Below are 16,238 nucleotides of genomic sequence, written 5' to 3'. Positions count from 1 at the left end.
ATGTCCACGACCCGTCGGGGCGATGAAATCAAGGCCACCTCTGGCCCGGGGCAGTTTCGCAGTCTCGGCGGGTGGATGGAGCGACCGGACGATCTGCAACCGGAACTGGAGGGTAATGTCAGCGCCGACGTCATCGTGGTCGGCGCCGGCTTCGCCGGCCTGTCCACCGCGCTGGAGCTTACCGCCCTTGGCGCCAGGGTGATCGTTCTCGAGCGAGAGTGCGCCGGTTTTGGCGCCAGTGGCCGTAATGCGGGTTATCTCGCCGGTAGCCTGGGGATCGAGTTCGAGATGTTCCTCAAGCGCGTAGGTCATGAGAAGGCGAAGAAAGTCGTCGCCTTCTATGACGAGGGCGTTGCCTACGTGGAAAGAAGGCTGCGCGAACTCGGTATCGACTGCGACTACAACGCCTCCGGGATCATTCGGGCGGCGGTTCATCCCTCACAGGAAAAGAAGTTGCGCGAGAGCATGCAGATCGGTCTCGAGCTGGGCTCGTCCGCGTGCTTCCTCGACCAGGCCGAGATGCGCGCTCGTGGCATACCCCCGGCGTTTCTCTTCGGCTGCCTGCAGCGACACGGCGGTACGCTGGATCCCGGCAAGTACGTGATGGGACTGCGTCGCGAGGCGCTTCAGGCCGGTGTGAAGATTTATGAGAACACTGAGCTGCTGTCCTACAGCGAAGGCCCGATCATCCAGTGCAACACCGCGCGGGGCAGTGCCAGCGCCCCGTATCTGGTGCTCGCCACCAATGCCTATACACCGCAGCTTGGCCTGCTGCGTGACAAGGTGGTGCCGTTGCGGGTATCGGCGATCGAGACCCAGCCGCTGTCTCCCACGCAGCTGGCCTCGTTGGGCTGGCCAGGCCGCGAAGGTCTGGTGACGCCTCACTGGACCATGGAAAGTCATCGTCTGACCGCTCGCAATACGCTGGTTGTCACGACCAAGCGACTCAGCTATGTGTATGGATCCCAGACACCGAATGTGCCGGACAGTGTTGCTTATCACGCACTGGCAACAGCACTCGAAGACCGCTTCCCAACCTTGCGCGGCCTGGGTATCCAGTCATGCTGGAGTGGCTACATCAGCCTTGCCTACGACGCACTGCCGGTAGTCGGTGAAACGGGAGAACAGGGCAATATTCTCTACACCGCCGGGTGCTCCGGGCATGGCGTCGCCACCCAATCACTCATGGGCCACCTGCTGGCCGAGCGAATTGGCGGCATCGAGCATCCGTTGCTCGCGGCCCTGCGCCACAAGACCCCCTCGACGCTGCCCGAGCCGTTGCAGTGGTGCGCCATCAACCTGGCTCTGGGCCTGGTGCAAAGGATGGACGAGCACGTCAATCGCAAAGCACGCCGTGTTTCCAATCAGTAACTAACAGACTTGTCGATGTTCAAGATTCGACAGATGGCTGGACATATAACAACTACTTGATGCACTTGGCTGCGCACCCTGGTTTTTAACTTGATGACTTCGCCTGTTGTGTTCTGGCGAACTGAAAGTTGCTGTCGGGTACAACGCCACTGTCACTCTTCTATTGCCGAAATGACACTCATCAAAGAGTGATCACTTTAATAAAAAATACGTGAGGCACCCTGGATGAACAAGAAGCCCACCCCTGACACTCCGCTCGATTTAAGACGAAGGCAACTGCTCAAGTTTGTCGGCGCCTCGGCAGCGGTAGGAAGCCTCGGCCTGAAAGCGGGGCTGGCAAATGCCGCTGAAGGGCCAGGAAAAACAGACTCCGCCACTGACAGGGGAGATGTTCTGGACGTCGTCATCATCGGCGCCGGGCTGGCCGGCCTGACCGCCGCCCGCGACCTGCAACAGGCAGGTTGCCGCTCATTCGCGGTCCTCGAGGCCAGGGATCGGGTAGGGGGCCGAACCCTCAATCACGACCTGGGCTCGGGTTATGTGTCCGAAGCCGGCGGCCAGTGGATCGGGCCTGGACAGACCGCCGTGGCGGACCTTGCCCGCGAACTGGAGGTGGGTACCTTCCCCACCTATTACGAGGGCAGCACGGTCATTCTTGGCGGCGACGGGCGGGTCGAGATCGACCTGAAAGGTACCTTCGGCACCGATGAGACGCTCGCTGCGAAGCTCAGCGAACTGTCACGCGACGTGCCTTGCGGCGCGCCCTGGAAGTCTTCGAAGGTGGCCGAGCTGGACAAGCTTTCTGCAGGCGATTGGCTGTCCAGGCAGGCCATCAAGCCCGAGGACCGGGCGGGGTGGAATGCCAGCTTCCTCCTGACTTGCGGCGTGGCGCCAGCGAAGATGGGGTTCCTGCATTTCCTGTCGATGATCAACTCGGCCAACTGTGAGTACATGCAGCTCGACTCGATCAAGGACAGCGCCCAGGGCACCCGGTTTGTCGGTGGTTCGCAGATTCTCTGCATCAAGATGGCGCAGCAACTGGGTGACCGGCTGCGCTTGTCGTGCCCGGTCCGGCAGGTTTGCGACTGGGACCGCGAAGTCGTCCGGTTGCAAACGGACCAGGGGGAGATCCGTGCTCGCCGGGTGATCATGGCCATCCACCCCGCATTGTGCCATCAGCTGCGGTTCGATCCGCCGCTGCCCGAAGGGCGCGCGGCGCTGCAACGCGCCTGGCCCGCCCACTCCCCGGCGCGCAAGACGTCCATGGTCTATTCCCGTCCATTCTGGCGGGAAAAAGGCTTGAACGGACATGTCATACAGGCGGGCGGCCCCGTCATCTGGGCCTACGATAATTCCCCGCCGGGGGGCGAAATCGGCGTGATCAATGCCTTTGTCACCAACGCCATGGTGTCCTCCGACCTGAAGGAAGCACAGCGCGTGCTGGCCCAGATTTACGCCAGAGCACTGGGCGACGAGGCGTTGAAGCCGGTGTCGTATCGCGAGCATGACTGGGGTCAGGCCGACCCCTGGACCCTCACCTGCGTTTCCCCCATTCCGCCTGGTTTCTGGAGTACCCATGGCGAGGCCCTGCGTCCTCCCTGCGGCAATCTCTTCTGGTCGGGTACGGAGACCGCCGATATCTGGGCGGGCTACATGGACGGGGCCGTGCGCTCAGGCCATCAGAGTGCCTTGCAGGTGCTCAATGCCCTGCGTCGGGCGTAGGAGGCGAAGATGAAAAGAAAGATTGTGCTGGGGGTTGTCGCCGTCGTTGCCGTCTTGCTGGGCCTGTATGGCCGGGATTTGCTCGACCTCTATCGTTTGCAGAACTACATCAGCGCCTCGACCGAGACCTACGAGGCCGACGGAGGCCCATGGCCGCAACTGACCGACGTCTGTACCGGTTGCCATGGAACCAAAGGCAGCTCGCAACATCAGCGCTACCCCAGCCTCGCGGGGCAGCCGGCCCCGTACCTGGCGGCGCAGTTGCACAACTTCGCCAGCGGGCAGCGGATCAACCCGAACATGGCGCCGCTGGCGATGACCCTGAGCCGGGAGGAGATCGACCGACTGGCCAACTACTACGCCAAACAGCCTTTGAGCCGCGACTCGTCCTTTCAGCCCGAGCCAGGCCTGCGGGACAAGGGGCAGAAACTGGTCGCCACAGGCGGCTGCGTGGCCTGCCATGGCGAGCGCCTGATGGGCCGCGAACAGTTCCCGCGTCTTGCCGGGCAAGGGTTCGACTACCTCCGGGTGCAGCTCGATGCCTTCGCCGACGGCCGGCGAAAGGACCTGACCGGGGCAATGGGGGCCATTGCCTCGACCTTGTCAGCAGACGAGCGCAAGGCTATTGCCAGCTATCTCACAAGTTTGCCTGCGCAATAAGACAACGAATCGAACATCAATAAAAACATTGAGAGTATGTGTCATGGAACTCAGGAATATTGTTATATGCGCCGCTTGTTTCATATTGGTTTCGGCGGGACTGGTTTATGGGCTCAAGCTCCTGCGCAAGCGTAACTATCTGCTTGGCCTGGAATGGCTGGTCGTTGCGTTCTCGGCGACCAATGCTTTGCTGTACTTCTCATTGGGATCGGAAACGGCTTATTTGTTTTCGTATTTCTGCGATGCGTTTTCCAGGGGCGTCGGAATTCCAGTCATCACCATCATTGGCTTCATGGCGGTCACCCATGATTACAAACCGTCGGTCTTCAAGGATGTCATGCTGTTCGCGGGCGGTATGCTGGTCACCCTTGCTCTTGTCCTCTCTGCCCATGCCCTGGGCGGGTTGCTGGCGTACTTCTACGTCGTCATGTGGACTGCCTTCTCCCTCTATCTCGTTTACCTGGTCCTGCGTCTGCTGAGTGCCGGGGAACACATCCTGGCGCTGGGCCTGTTCCTCGGCATGCTGGCGGCGCAGACGATTGCCTGCATCTACGATTTCTACAAGATCCCGGGGGACGAGACCAACGTGCTGCTCAACTTCTATGTGCTGGCGCTGCTTAGCTGGGCCTGCCTGTTGGTCCTGATGTACTACGCCTATAGCGCCCTGGAGCGCACCAAGGAATCGATGCCGCTTCTGCAGCCACGCTGACGGGTCGTTTTTTCAAGAACGGGCCTGCTGGCGCCCCACGTGCCGCGGTGTGACAGACCCACCGCGGCACGTGGGGCGCGAGCATGTTGGATGTGAAGCTGGTCGCGTCTGTCCGCATGCAGCCACCTGAGCCTGAGCTCGGGGCAACGTGGGGCGCGGATATCCATGATGTTTTGTGCCCGCAGGAACGTCAGGGCAGGGCGGAAGTCGAGGAGGGAAGGCAGGGAGGAAGGCAAGGAGAGGTGAGCATCCTTGCCCACGCTCACCCACAGCGGACTACTTGGCCCCTGGTGCGGGTGCCAGGGTGCCCAGGTAGTGGGCCACTGCCTTGATGTCGTCCTCCGACAACGTACTGGCCAGGGCGTTCATGGCCTGGGTGGGGTCCTTGCGCTGGCCCTGTTTGAAGGCGGTAAGCTGATCCGTCAGGTAGAGCTGCCCCTGGCCGGCGATCCGCGGCGCCGACGGACCGCCCGAGAGGCTTTCACCATGACAGGCCACGCAGCCAGTGGTGGCAACCTTGGCCTTTCCCCGTTGCTCGAGGAGCTGGTCGCTTGCCGCGGCCTCGGTCTGGCCGGCTGTCTGCCGGGAGAAATAATCCGCCAGGAACTTGATCTGCTCTTGCGTCAGATTCGCCGCAAGCGGGCTCATTTGCGCACTGTGCCGGCGCCCTTGCGCGAAGGCCTGCAACTGCGCCTCGATATAGGCTGCGGATTGTCCCGCCAGGGAGGCATATCGGGTGTTTGCCGGCTGACCCCTCGCGCCATGGCACAGGGCGCAGGTGTCCTGAAGCTGCGGCCAGGCGCCGCCGTTGGCCAGGTACCTGGCATTATGCTCGTCGAGGGTATTCATGAAGCGGTAGCCGGCCACCAACTCCGGGCCGTAGAGTGCACCAGCCCCAGCCAGCGCCGTGGCCACCACCACCGTGCCGATCACTATTGTTCGTTTCATCAGGCGCTCCTCCGGTCTTGGACCAGGGCCTGGAGCGCTTCCAGCGCGGCCCGGTGGCCGGCACGGACCGCGCCGTCCATCGAGCCGGCCCAGAGATCCGCGGTTTCAGTGCCGGACCAAATCAAGCGACCGGTCGCGGGGTTCAGATGCTCGCCCCATTGCGTCCAGAAACCGGGCGGCATTGGCGAGATACAGGTGAGGGTCCAGGGGTCGACCTTGCCCCAGTCCTGGTCGTGGAACTGGACTGGGTGCAAGGCTTCGCCCCCCAGGGCCTGGGCGTAGATCGCCGACAAGGTGCTCTGCGCGGCTTGCGGATCATTGGGCAGTTGCCCGGTCCTGACGAAACCGCTGAGGACCCCGAGGCTGCCATCCGGAGGCGAATTGTCATAGGCCAGGATCAGCGGCCCTTCGACCTGGATGATCTGGCCGTTCAGGCCCTTGTCTCTCCAGAAGGGGCGTTCATAGACATGCACGGTCTTGCGCATGGGCGCGTGGGCCGGCCAGAGTCGCTGCAGCTGTGCACGCCCGGTGGGGAGGGGCGGGTCGAAGGTGATCTGGTTGCACAGGGCCGGGTTGACTGCCGCAATGACCTGCCGGGCGCGGATGATGCCGCGGTCCGTATGCAGTTCGACGACGTCGCGGTCCCAACCGACGATCTTGCGCACCGGGCAAGACAGCTTGAGTTTGTCCCCCAGGGCTTGCGCCATCTTGAGGCTGAGTACCTGGGAGCCGCCAACAAAACGTGTCTCCTGGGCGCCGCCCTTTATCCCCTCGAGTTTCTCCAGGCTGCAATCGGAAGAGTTGATCATCGACAGGTAGTGCAACAGTCCCATACCGGCTGGAGTGGTGCCGAAGGTCAGGCTCACGGACATGTTGAATCCGATCTGGTCCTGGTTGCTGATGCCTTGCCTGACCAGCCACTCGCCAACCGAAAGCTTGTCGAGGGCGGCGGCATCCGCTGCCTTCCAGGGTGCTTTGCTGGGGACGCCCCTGGCCAGCTCGTTTAGCTTGCCGACCAGCTCGGTGTTGGAGTTCGGGCCGTCGGTCACGTCCTCTTCCACCTTGGTGTCATCCAGCAGATAGACGGTTTTGCCTTGGTAATAGGTGGGGAAGGTGCCGACCTCAAGCTGGCGTGCCAGGTCGGCGATGGCTGTTTGTCCTGGCCCGATCCACTGGCCGCCCGCTTCAGAGACCACGCCATGGCCGAGGTCATGGTTGTAGGTACGTCCGCCGACGCGATCGCGGGCCTCAAGCACGGCGAAAGACTCGCAGCCGGCGCTGAGCAGGTCCCGTGCCGAAGTCAGGCCCGCCAGGCCGCCACCGATGATCGCTACGTCCACTATGCCGTCGCGATTGTCTTGTAGCGCCTGCGCCGCGGCACGCGTGCTCAGCGCAAGGCCTCCAACCACTGCCGCGCTGCCAAGCGCTTGCAGCAGCAAGCGCCGCTGCGGTGATTGAAGGGGTGATTCATTGTCGGTCGAATGCATGTTTGTCCCTGCCAGATCTGAGTTTTATTATTAAAAACAGGTGTTATGCAAAATAGCGCATAATCTGATCCGGACAAAGGGGAAAATCGCCGCGAATCAGGGACAGGGCAAGGGGCGTCGAGCTATTGAAGCCTTGACTGAGTAGGCGTGATGGAGCAAGGGGGGAGGAGGGGCCGCAACGACCTGGATGGCAGCGCTATTTCGAGGCGCAAAGCCTGCACAAGGCCGGAAGCGTGCCGGCCTTGTGCTGGTTCTGAGGAAGCTCCGTGAGCGATTCCGGCAAGGTTACGGCCTCATTGCTTCCGGGCGTTCTTGCCGTTCGATGGCACCGCCGGTGAGATCAGGGTGATGACCGCATCGAGCAGGGCCTGGCTTCTGGCGGGGGTGAACCTTTCGGGCTCGATCGGCAACATCATCATCCAGCCGTCGCTCATGGCGCTGATCTGATCGGCGAGCAGATCCGCTTCGATGTCGCTGCGGATCTTGCCTTGTTTCTGTCCCTTCTCCAGCATCGACGTGAGTACCTGGCGAAACAGTGCGTAGCGTTGCTTGATGATGCTCGCGAACGCTTGTTCGTGCCTGGCATGGGCCAGCAATTGGAACCAGGCGAGCCAGCCATTTGGTTCATCGAGGCGCATCCAGTTCAGCCATTGTTCGATGAGCGACTTGATGTCGACCTGTTCCTGGCTGCCTTCCAGCAAGGTGTCGATCTGGTCGAACAAGCTCTGGGCGACAGCCGTGACCATCTCTTCCTTGTTGGCGAAGTAGTAGGTCACCGCACCCGTGGTGCATCCGGCGTGCTGCGCCACTTTGCGCATCGAAGCGCCGGCGTAGCCTTCCTGGGCGATCACGGCGATCGCCGCTGTGAGCAACTCGGTTCTTTTCTCGTCGCGGTTGCCAACAGGGCGCCCGCGCCGTACGGCAGGCTTGGGTGGGGAGAGGTGAGAATCATGCATGGGAAATGGGTAACTTCGCTGGCTCGATTATCTGGAGCACCATCGGTTTGAAAATGGTGCCTTCTGGCTGTGGAGCAGCATAGGGAATTTGCTCGCAGAAAGCACACGGGAAAGCAGCGCAGCGGCCAGGGCTGGAGTCCGACGACTATTCGTCATCCGCGCGGAAGATCGTCGGGGTGATATCGGTGAACTCGAAAGGGCGCGAAGATACTTCGCCGCCCCTTGGTCTCTTGAGGCATCGACGCCCTCGGATCAATCCTGCCCGCAGCCGATGACCGCCACCGCGCGTATTTCCACGCGCAATGCGGGAAGGGCCAGTTGCGTGACGCCAACCGCGCTCCAGGATGGGTAACGATCGGGGAAATACTTGTCCTTGATCTGTCCGAACGTATGGATCTCGCCCTGCAGATCGATATGGAAGGTCATCAGCTCGACCACGTCGGCCAGGCTTGCACCCGCTTCCTCGAGAATGCCGCTCAAGGCCTGGAACGCCAGGTGCGTTTGTGCCTCGATGCCTTCGGCCGGAGTCATGGTTGCGTCGACGCCAACCTGGCCGGACACCCAGATCATGTTCCCCACGCGGGTCGCCTGGGAGAAGTGAAAGTTGTCGTAAATGGCCTGGGTATGGCCAGGGTTGATGGACTGTCGACGCAAGTCTTGGGTGATCATGGACGATCTCCTTATTAGGCTTAGGCGATTTGCCGGAACGTGGTGTGGCGAAAGGAATCCCCAGCCTTCAGGTCTGCCAGTTCCTGGGTGAAGAGCACGCCTTGCTGCGGATAACCGGCTGCGCTGTGTTCCGGCAGCGGGCGGAAGGTTGCGTCGTCGCCGAAGAAGCGGAAGACAAAGGTGTGACGATCCGGGAAGGTCTCATCGACCGGAGCGCCACCGTGCAGCGCGCCGGGATGGAGCACGACTATGTCTCCAGGCTCGGTCGCCCAGGAGAGGATTTCGTAAGCATCGGGATCCTGCTTGCGCTGGGCCTCGACATCGGGAAGCCGAGGCAGTGCGTTGCCGCCATGCAGGGGCTGGGTCGGGTCGTTCGGATCGAGGAAGGTGGTGCCGTCGTAACGTGGCCCTTTGTGCGAGCCGCGAACGATCTCCAGGGCATTGCGCTTGGGCACCGACTCGAAGCTGATCCAGGCATTGCCCCAATGCAGGCCAGCCCAAGGCAGATAGGACGTGTCCTGGTGCCAGAGCGTACGGGAGCCGCGGCCGCCCGCCTTGAGAAACACTTCCTCGGCGAAATACCAGACATGTTCAGAGCCCCAGAGCTGCGCAAACAGCTTGCCGAAGGGCAGGGAAGCGACCAGTTCCTCGAGCCGGGCCTTGGCCTTGGGGTTGGCATTGTCGACATGCGATTGCTGCTCGGTCCCGTCGAACATCCTGAAAGCATGCGGGCCGTGATTCTCGACAGCCCAGTCGTAGGCGGCCCGGCACTGGGCCAACTGTTCTTCGTTCAGAAAACCTTTGATCAGGACGGCCCCGTCTTCCAGGAACGCCTTGCGCACAGAGTCTTGCATGAGAGCTTCCTCCTAGGAAATGCCACTTGGCGTTCTGGATCCTAGCAAGCCGCTTTATTTTGCGCAACGAGTGTTATTATAATTTGAAAAAGGCGTCGACAAGAGCAGATTCCCAGGCCTGGCTAATGCTTGTCGAGTTCATCGGCCCGCTGACCTTCGGCGGCTCGGAGTACGAAACCTGCTGCGATTCTGAGCGGTAACGCAAACGCTGTCAGAGGGAAGGCGGGTTCGGCTGCAAGGTGCCGAAGATGTCGCGAATTCGGAGCGGGTAGCCGAGGGCACTGGGATGCATGCACTGGATGGAAGCGATAGCCCAGGCGGACAACCGTATTTTAATCAGGACTCTTACCCGGTTTTTATGGACAATTTAGATCTCGTTAATGTCTTGCTCGTTGAAGACGATCGGAAGCTGGCGGCGCTGATCGCAGAGTTTTTGCTCCGGCACGGTTTTGAGGTGCGGGTGGTCCACCGGGGCGACCAGGCGCTGGCGGCATTTATCGAGTTCAAGCCGAACGTCGTGCTGCTTGATCAGATGCTCCCAGGCCAGAGTGGGCTGCAAGTGTGCCGCGAGATTCGCAACCTGTCCGATACTCCCATCGTCATCCTGACCGCAAAAGGGGATGACCAAGACCATGTTCTCGGCCTGGAGTCCGGTGCCGACGATTATATGATCAAGCCTTTCAAACCCTCTGTGTTGCTGGCTCGGCTACGCGCCTTGCAACGCCGGTTGGCACAAAACTCAACGACACTCGATGTCCTGGAGTTCGGACGGTTATCGATCGACCGCGGTTGCCGGGTGGTCAGCCTGGCCGATGAAAAAATCAACCTGACCACCATGGAGTTCGAATTGCTGTGGGTGCTGGCCAGTGCGGAGGGCAAGCTTCTTTCTCGCGACGACATCCTCAACCGTATTCGCGGGATCCCGTTCGATGGGTTCAACCGTAGTGTCGATGTCTACATCAGCAAGTTGCGCGGCAAACTCAATGACAACCCCCGGGACCCGGTATGCATCAAGACTATCTGGGGCAAGGGCTACGTTTTTAATCCGTTTGCGTGGGAAGTCTAGATAGCGCTACGCCAATCATGGCTATTGGCTTGGCGAGAGAGACTTGGCTCAACCATTAATAGATGCAAGGTAGGACATGAAAAAGGTTTTTTTATTTTTGCTGTTTTTTGTCTGGATTCCGACATCTGTGTATTCGCTTTACTGCTGGAAAATGGCGGATAGTTGTTCGATGCAGGGAGTAGGACTGAAGCAGCAGAGTTCGGTATGTTGTGTCCCAGAACCTCATCAATGATCACCGGCTTTGTCATGTACACAGCACGGTCATGGTCGAGGCACTTTTCCACCAGACCGGGCATTCGCCTGGTTGACAAGCATCCATGCATAATCGGCTTCTGCAGTGCTCGGAAAGATGGGGAGCGAGGATATGACGTAGTCTTTAATTTAACATAATATACATTATGCGTAGATATGACATATTCATGTGGGTCACGCTACCCAAGAATTACCCAGGCTCAACTGCAACGCTTCCTACCCTCAGGACAGCTTCTGAAGCCAGGCTTCGATCACTCTGCTGTCGCTCGCGTCTGGGCCTTCGCAATGACATCCTGGACAAACGAATCCTGATTCCTTTGCTCCTTGTAGCCAACCCAGGACTTCACCGGCCCAGGGCCGAAAAATTTCCAGCTGCGTGACTCTCGCGGATTCCGACTGCGGATGAACACGTGGTGTGTGTCTTTCGAGATTCGTAACGCCTGTCAAAGTTCGAGCGGGAGAATTTCAAACTCAGGTGGTTGCTGACTGTGGCCCACCTGCATATCAAACTATTGAAGGTGGGCTTTGGGTAATTGCCGGGACGGCCAAGAAATCTGCCGACAGAGCTCTCTGTATCGATTCACGTTGGAAACTGCAGAGTCTAGCGTTGTTGTTTTGTATTTGTAGTAGTGGATTATATTCGCCTGGGCCGGTCCGACATTGCCGAAGTATTCTTCCCAGGCATTACTCTTGGTGAGCAAGTCAGAGAGCATGGTTCTCAAATCGTTTTCCGTCCAGGCTGTCTTGTAGCCTTTAACCTCACCAGGGGCCGGGCTGTTATGTTTTACATAATTAACCAGCAGGTACTTTCCTTCGTAGGCCATAAATACCGTATACACGGTCCCTTGAGGGGCTGACTGCCTGTACCAAGGGATCACGACAAAATGATGAACCACTGGTCCCGTACTAAAGTGCCAAACAGCTGTCTCCGAGTGCAGGCCGCGAAATAAAAGAGCCTGATCGATTTGGTACTTCATGCTTCCGTTATTTGTAATGACATCGTTTCCAACATCATTTTGCACCTTCCCGTAGACAGCGCAGCTCATTTGAATGGGCACGGAAGGACAATCCTTCAGCCCCATGAGTGTTGCGTTGTTTTCTATTGCCTTGACCAGATCTTCCCCTGTCATGTTTCTTGGCTCCTGCCCGGTTGTTCAATATGTATTTTAAATAATCGGTATTGCTGCCCCTGGTGAGGATAGCTTCGATCTGCCCTTTATCAAATACACCTCGCCGCGGGTCTTGCCGAGTGCTGCCGGGTGTCGAGATATGGCTCGCGGAATGAATATTTAGTTTAGTTATATTGGATGTCAGAAGTTACTCATGACCTTTCCCCTTCGAACAATGGTGAGCAGTGTCGCTTTATCGGCCCTACTGGCCACTTCTCTGGCAACGGCCGAACAAGGTCCTTCATTCAACTGCAGTGAGAAGATGACCGGGTCGATAGCCGCACTGATCTGCCAGAACCCTGGTCTCGCGGCACTGGACCGCAAGTTGGCCACTATTTATCGCGACGCCATCAGTGTCACCGTCTTCCAGACCGAACCGCCCTCCCTCACCGCCTTATATAAAGGCCAGCTCTGCCAGCGGCTCACGTTACCTAGGGCAGAACGAACGCTTCTGGAAGCATCAGGCCGCCACGTCCTGGGGGGTTAGTTCCTGACAATACCCGGCGTCCCGGGCGACTGCTGGCTGGCCCGATCCGGATGATCGCGCTCGATGAACCGCCGCAACCCTTCCTGAGTTTCCGGTTGATGGATCGAGCGGTTGAAGCACTGCGCTTCGATCTTCAAGCCCTCCGCCAACGGCAAGCCATAGCCGCGCACGGCTGCTTCCTTGTCCGAACGCATCGCCGGTTGCGGCAGGCCGGCCAGGACATGGGCCAGCTCCAGTGCCCGTTTCAGAGAGCGCCCACTGGGCACTATTTCGTTGACCAGGCCGATGCGGTACGCCTCCTGGGCGTCGATCACCTTGCCCGTGAGAATCAGCTCCATGGCCCGGCCCATGCCGATAATCCGTGGCAGGCGCTGGGTGCCGCCATCCGCCAGGCCGATATTCCAGCGCCGGCAGGTAACGCCGAACGAGGCGTGTTCTTCAGCGATGCGGATGTCGGCAAAACAGGCCCACTCCAGGCCACCGGCATAGGCCACGCCGTTGACCGCGGCAATGATCGGCTTGTAGATCTCGGTCCAGCGGCTGGGGCCGATGATGCCCGGGCGTTCGCCACGGTCGTGGGCTGCCATTTCCTCGGCGCTGCTGGGCACCAGTTGCGCGGCCGCCTTGAGATCGCCGCCGGCGCAGAAGGCTCGGTCGCCGGTGCCGGTGATGATTGCCACCAGGGCGTTGTCATCCTCGCGAAAACGCGTCCAGGCCTCGATCAGCTCGCGGTGGGTCACCGGGCCGATGCAGTTGCGCTGCTCGGGACGATTGAAGCGGATGATCACCACGGGCCCGGACTGCTCATAGGCTATTTCGCTGAAAGTCATAAACGCTCCTGTTTATGTGTGTCCTGCGGTGAAACGGCTGCGCAATCCAGTATAGGCAGTGCTAAAAGTGAGGTTATGGCGATTTTCAGGTCACTCCGGGCTTTCTTGACAAGGAAAAAGACTGGTATGAATTCAGAGACCCGCGCCTTCTCGACCGAATAAAACAGGAATCAGCACCATGAAGGTAATGAAGGTATTGCCACTGCCCAGGAAAGCCGTGCCTAGGGCCTTAGTCCTGGCCCTCAGCAGTATCATCCTGTCCCTGCCCCTCGCCCAGGCCTGCACCCGGCTGACCTACCTGGGAAGCAACCAGAGCGTGATCACCGCCCGTTCCATGGACTGGAAAACCGACGTGGCGACCCATCTGTGGATCTTCCCGCAGGGCATGCAGCGTAATGGTGAGGTGGGAGCCAACTCGATCAAGTGGACCTCGCGCTACGGCAGTGTGATTGCCTCGGGCTATGACATCGCGACTACCGACGGCGTCAACCAGGCAGGCCTGGTGACCAACCTGCTGTGGCTGGTGGAGTCCCAGTACCCGGTACCCGACAACGGCAAGCCGGGCCTCAGCATCGCCGCCTGGGCCCAGTATGTGCTGGACAACTACGCCACCGTGGCGGAGGCCGTGGACGCGCTGAAGAAAGAGCCCTTTACCCTGGTGACGGCCAATGTCCCCGGGGACACGCGCCTGGCGACCCTGCACCTGTCGATTTCCGACGCCACGGGGGACAGCGCGATCATCGAGTACATCAAGGGCAAACCGGTGATTCACCATGGCCGGGAATTCCAGGTCATGACCAATTCCCCGACCTTTGATGAACAGCTGGCCCTCAATGCCTACTGGAAATCCATTGGCGGCACTGTCATGTTGCCGGGCACCAACCGCGCCGCGGATCGATTCGCCCGGGCCTCCTTCTATGTCAACGCTATTCCCAAGGACGAGAGCCCGCAGGTCTCCCTGGCCAGCGTGTTCAGCGTGATCAGAAACGTCTCTGTGCCTTACGGCATCTCCACCCCGGGTGAACCGAATATCTCCTCCACTCGCTGGCGCACTGTAGTGGACCATCAACGCAAGCTGTACTTTTTCGAGTCGGCACTGACCCCCAATACCTTTTGGGTCGACCTGAAGAAGATCGACTTCGCAAGCACTACGGGCCAGGTGAAGAAGCTCGACTTGGGCAAGGACCAATCCACCACCTATTCCGGCGAAGTCTCCGGCGACTTCAAGGTCACCCCCGCCTTCAAGTTTCAAGGTGCCTGAGCGGTTTCTACGCTGCCGAGGCAATGTGCCCCGAGCGCCCGAGGCCACAAGGCCCGGGAGCTCGGGGTATCGCGAGGGGGCTACGGGACCAGGGTCAGTGGCGGCTGCAGGGTGATATCCAGCGTGGCCAGTGTGCAATTGCCAGTGAGGGCCTGGTTGAAGGCACTCAACTTTTGAAGGGGACCGTTCCAGGTCACGAATATGTCATTGGCCCCGCAATTGCTGGCAGGTACGAAATTGGAGACGACAAAGCTGACGCCCTCCAGCTTCAAGGAAAATACGTTTTCCGGTTTCAAGATCCAGGGCAGATTCTTTGCCTGCAAGGACTTGCAGATTCCGCTACCGCTGATGAACACACTGTGGATCTTGGCTTCATCCTGAGTGTTGATCGAACCGCTCAGGCTGATGCCACAGGTGACCTGTGCCTGAAACGACGACGGCAGTTTTATCGAGAGGGTGCCATTGTTGCCGTAGAACGGGCCCTGGGGTGAAAAGTGTGGTGCAGCGGCCACCAGGGTCGTGGAGCACAACCCTATGACAAGCGCACTTGCGATCATCAGGCTATTCAAGCTTTTCATTGTTGTTCCTCACGCATAGGGCGAAGTGTTTCGCCGGGGTAATGGCCATGATCGAGAGGTCATGAAAACGGCAGGACGTCCCTTTCCAGCCAAGCTTCAGGTCGGTTGCATTTCACGGGAGCGGCCAAGGCGCCAAGGAAAGTCCTCCGCCCTGGGCGAAATTCAAAAACAGCATTGAAATATTTTTTTGAATCAAATAGCTGGCAATCTCCGATCGGTCAAGGCTCCCCATCGGCCTTCAACCCTGTGGCAAGCCTGCCAGGGGGCCTGTTAGGCTAACCCGCCCACCGCGTCGCCGCGGTCTCTACAGCCCTTCGCGGAACCGCACCATGTCCTCCACCGCCCAATTCTGGCGCGACCCGAACCTGCCTTACGTCGAAAGCCGCCGGGCCTGTGACAGCCGCGCCAACTACAAGGCCCACAGCCATCCGACGGTGTCCATCGGTGCCGTGGACCGGGGTGTCAGTGTGTTCAGCGGCGGCGCCCAGGGTCCGACCCGGATCCAGGCTGGAAGCGTGGTGTTTGTCCCGGCCGATTGCGCCCATGCCTGCAATCCCCTGCAAGGCAGCGCCTGGAGCTACCAGATGCTGCACCTGGACCCGCGCTGGGTGGACGCTGTGCGCGAGGAAGCTCAGCAGCATGGGGCGGCGCTTTCCCAGGTCGTGCTGAGCCACGACAGTGGCCTCTACCAGGCTTTTTGCCGGCTCAACCAGTTGTTGTTTTCCAGCGCCGGTTGGCAGCACAAGGAGGCCGCGCTGATCGAGTTCATCGGTGGCTTGGCCACCCGGGAGCAACCGGTGATTGCCCTGGCGGCCGATCCGGCCCGGGCCAGCGCAGGTGTGCGCCGGGTCGTGGATTTCCTCCAGTGTGATCCGCAGCAGGCTGGGCCTCTGGAGCACTTGGCGGAACTGGCGGGAATCAGCCGCTACCAGTTGATCCGCGCCTTTCGCGCGGCCACCGGGATGACGCCCCATGCCTACCAGTTGAACCAGCGGATCATCCAGGCCCGCGCTTCGCTGCAGGCCGGGGAAGCGTCGGCAGCTCTGGCCCAGCGCCTGGGCTTTGCCGATCAGGCGCATTTTCAGCGAGTGTTCAAGGCTCATGTCGGCGTAACCCCGGGCCTGTACAAGGCCTGAGGCCGCGCAATTTTCTTCAATACCCCGGCTCTCTCGGCGCCGCAGACTTCCAGGCTTTCACGTCACTGGAAGGCTCTACACAT

At 60.0% G+C, this 16,238-nt stretch carries 16 protein-coding genes; 8 read left to right on the top strand and 8 right to left on the bottom strand.

The window, feature by feature from the left end; genetic code table 11:
- The 4 genes from ABCR88_RS16080 (at window position 1) to ABCR88_RS16065 (ending at window position 4,462) form a co-directional block, all read left to right on the top strand.
- Window positions 1-1,371 carry an FAD-dependent oxidoreductase gene (locus ABCR88_RS16080; protein ID WP_236185903.1) on the top strand — a complete coding sequence of 457 codons (1,371 nt, stop codon included), beginning with the start codon at window positions 1-3 and terminating at the stop codon, window positions 1,369-1,371.
- Window positions 1,372-1,596: 225 nt separating this feature from the next.
- Window positions 1,597-3,093 carry an FAD-dependent oxidoreductase gene (locus tag ABCR88_RS16075; protein WP_236185901.1) on the top strand — a complete coding sequence of 499 codons (1,497 nt, stop codon included), beginning with the start codon at window positions 1,597-1,599 and terminating at the stop codon, window positions 3,091-3,093.
- Between the two features lie 9 nt (window positions 3,094-3,102).
- Window positions 3,103-3,753 carry a c-type cytochrome gene (locus tag ABCR88_RS16070; RefSeq protein WP_350022681.1) on the top strand — a complete coding sequence of 217 codons (651 nt, stop codon included), beginning with the start codon at window positions 3,103-3,105 and terminating at the stop codon, window positions 3,751-3,753.
- Between the two features lie 43 nt (window positions 3,754-3,796).
- Window positions 3,797-4,462, top strand: a complete 666-nt coding sequence (locus tag ABCR88_RS16065) for a hypothetical protein (protein ID WP_236185897.1) — start codon at window positions 3,797-3,799, stop codon at window positions 4,460-4,462.
- A gap of 276 nt (window positions 4,463-4,738) precedes the next feature.
- Here the strand turns inward: ABCR88_RS16065 and ABCR88_RS16060 are convergent, their stop codons facing one another.
- The 5 genes from ABCR88_RS16060 to ABCR88_RS16040 form a co-directional block, all read right to left on the bottom strand.
- Entirely contained in the window at window positions 4,739-5,410 is a 672-nt protein-coding gene (locus ABCR88_RS16060) for a c-type cytochrome (protein ID WP_350022682.1), read from the bottom strand.
- Window positions 5,410-6,897 (bottom strand): FAD-dependent oxidoreductase, encoded by a 1,488-nt coding sequence (locus tag ABCR88_RS16055; RefSeq protein WP_236185894.1) that lies wholly within the window; start codon window positions 6,895-6,897, stop codon window positions 5,410-5,412. The genes ABCR88_RS16060 and ABCR88_RS16055 overlap by 1 nt, the downstream gene beginning before the upstream one ends.
- Window positions 6,898-7,190: 293 nt before the next feature.
- Window positions 7,191-7,853, bottom strand: a complete 663-nt coding sequence (locus ABCR88_RS16050) for a TetR/AcrR family transcriptional regulator (protein ID WP_350404870.1) — start codon at window positions 7,851-7,853, stop codon at window positions 7,191-7,193.
- 252 nt (window positions 7,854-8,105) lie between these two features.
- Window positions 8,106-8,522, bottom strand: coding sequence for a RidA family protein (locus tag ABCR88_RS16045; protein WP_236185890.1), 417 nt, complete (start codon window positions 8,520-8,522; stop codon window positions 8,106-8,108).
- A 20-nt stretch (window positions 8,523-8,542) separates the two neighbouring features.
- Complete coding sequence (locus tag ABCR88_RS16040) at window positions 8,543-9,376, bottom strand: phytanoyl-CoA dioxygenase family protein (protein ID WP_063430774.1); 834 nt, start codon at window positions 9,374-9,376, stop codon at window positions 8,543-8,545.
- 26 nt (window positions 9,377-9,402) lie between these two features.
- Here ABCR88_RS16040 and ABCR88_RS16035 point away from each other — a divergent pair, with 26 nt between their 5' ends.
- Window positions 9,403-9,576 (top strand): hypothetical protein, encoded by a 174-nt coding sequence (locus tag ABCR88_RS16035; RefSeq protein WP_350022684.1) that lies wholly within the window; start codon window positions 9,403-9,405, stop codon window positions 9,574-9,576.
- Window positions 9,577-9,734: 158 nt separating this feature from the next.
- Window positions 9,735-10,442 (top strand): response regulator, encoded by a 708-nt coding sequence (locus ABCR88_RS16030; RefSeq protein ID WP_236186040.1) that lies wholly within the window; start codon window positions 9,735-9,737, stop codon window positions 10,440-10,442.
- Window positions 10,443-11,203: 761 nt separating this feature from the next.
- Here the strand turns inward: ABCR88_RS16030 and ABCR88_RS16025 are convergent.
- A complete protein-coding gene (locus ABCR88_RS16025; RefSeq protein ID WP_350404869.1) occupies window positions 11,204-11,824 on the bottom strand; it encodes a hypothetical protein in 621 nt (206 codons plus the stop codon).
- Between the two features lie 522 nt (window positions 11,825-12,346).
- Window positions 12,347-13,180 (bottom strand): enoyl-CoA hydratase-related protein, encoded by an 834-nt coding sequence (locus tag ABCR88_RS16020; protein WP_015635615.1) that lies wholly within the window; start codon window positions 13,178-13,180, stop codon window positions 12,347-12,349.
- Window positions 13,181-13,367: 187 nt separating this feature from the next.
- Here ABCR88_RS16020 and ABCR88_RS16015 point away from each other — a divergent pair, with 187 nt between their 5' ends.
- Window positions 13,368-14,441 carry a linear amide C-N hydrolase gene (locus tag ABCR88_RS16015; RefSeq protein ID WP_041120644.1) on the top strand — a complete coding sequence of 358 codons (1,074 nt, stop codon included), beginning with the start codon at window positions 13,368-13,370 and terminating at the stop codon, window positions 14,439-14,441.
- A gap of 80 nt (window positions 14,442-14,521) precedes the next feature.
- Here the strand turns inward: ABCR88_RS16015 and praB are convergent, their stop codons facing one another.
- Window positions 14,522-15,019 carry an alkane oxidation protein activator PraB gene (praB, locus tag ABCR88_RS16010; protein WP_015635617.1) on the bottom strand — a complete coding sequence of 166 codons (498 nt, stop codon included), beginning with the start codon at window positions 15,017-15,019 and terminating at the stop codon, window positions 14,522-14,524.
- Between the two features lie 329 nt (window positions 15,020-15,348).
- Between praB and ABCR88_RS16005 the strand changes: the two genes are divergently transcribed.
- Entirely contained in the window at window positions 15,349-16,155 is an 807-nt protein-coding gene (locus ABCR88_RS16005; protein WP_350404868.1) for an AraC family transcriptional regulator, read from the top strand.
- The last annotated feature ends 83 nt before the right edge of the window (window positions 16,156-16,238 follow it).

Source organism: Pseudomonas sp. W17, from assembly GCF_040268305.1.
GTDB classification, from domain to species: domain Bacteria; phylum Pseudomonadota; class Gammaproteobacteria; order Pseudomonadales; family Pseudomonadaceae; genus Aquipseudomonas; species Aquipseudomonas protegens.
The sequence above is the reverse complement of the archived record's forward strand: the minus strand, read 5'-3'. Positions and strand labels throughout refer to the sequence as shown.

Coding starts and splice junctions, on each gene's coding strand:
- ABCR88_RS16050 (WP_350404870.1), bottom strand. CDS start 7,853: ATGCATGATTCTCACCTCTCCCCACCCAAGCCTGCCGTACGGCGCGGG.
- ABCR88_RS16015 (WP_041120644.1), top strand. CDS start 13,368: ATGAAGGTATTGCCACTGCCCAGGAAAGCCGTGCCTAGGGCCTTAGTC.
- ABCR88_RS16005 (WP_350404868.1), top strand. CDS start 15,349: ATGTCCTCCACCGCCCAATTCTGGCGCGACCCGAACCTGCCTTACGTC.
- ABCR88_RS16025 (WP_350404869.1), bottom strand. CDS start 11,824: ATGACAGGGGAAGATCTGGTCAAGGCAATAGAAAACAACGCAACACTC.
- ABCR88_RS16060 (WP_350022682.1), bottom strand. CDS start 5,410: ATGAAACGAACAATAGTGATCGGCACGGTGGTGGTGGCCACGGCGCTG.
- ABCR88_RS16040 (WP_063430774.1), bottom strand. CDS start 9,376: ATGCAAGACTCTGTGCGCAAGGCGTTCCTGGAAGACGGGGCCGTCCTG.
- ABCR88_RS16070 (WP_350022681.1), top strand. CDS start 3,103: ATGAAAAGAAAGATTGTGCTGGGGGTTGTCGCCGTCGTTGCCGTCTTG.
- ABCR88_RS16075 (WP_236185901.1), top strand. CDS start 1,597: ATGAACAAGAAGCCCACCCCTGACACTCCGCTCGATTTAAGACGAAGG.
- ABCR88_RS16030 (WP_236186040.1), top strand. CDS start 9,735: ATGGACAATTTAGATCTCGTTAATGTCTTGCTCGTTGAAGACGATCGG.
- ABCR88_RS16045 (WP_236185890.1), bottom strand. CDS start 8,522: ATGATCACCCAAGACTTGCGTCGACAGTCCATCAACCCTGGCCATACC.
- ABCR88_RS16065 (WP_236185897.1), top strand. CDS start 3,797: ATGGAACTCAGGAATATTGTTATATGCGCCGCTTGTTTCATATTGGTT.
- praB (WP_015635617.1), bottom strand. CDS start 15,019: ATGAAAAGCTTGAATAGCCTGATGATCGCAAGTGCGCTTGTCATAGGG.
- ABCR88_RS16055 (WP_236185894.1), bottom strand. CDS start 6,897: ATGCATTCGACCGACAATGAATCACCCCTTCAATCACCGCAGCGGCGC.
- ABCR88_RS16020 (WP_015635615.1), bottom strand. CDS start 13,180: ATGACTTTCAGCGAAATAGCCTATGAGCAGTCCGGGCCCGTGGTGATC.
- ABCR88_RS16080 (WP_236185903.1), top strand. CDS start 1: ATGTCCACGACCCGTCGGGGCGATGAAATCAAGGCCACCTCTGGCCCG.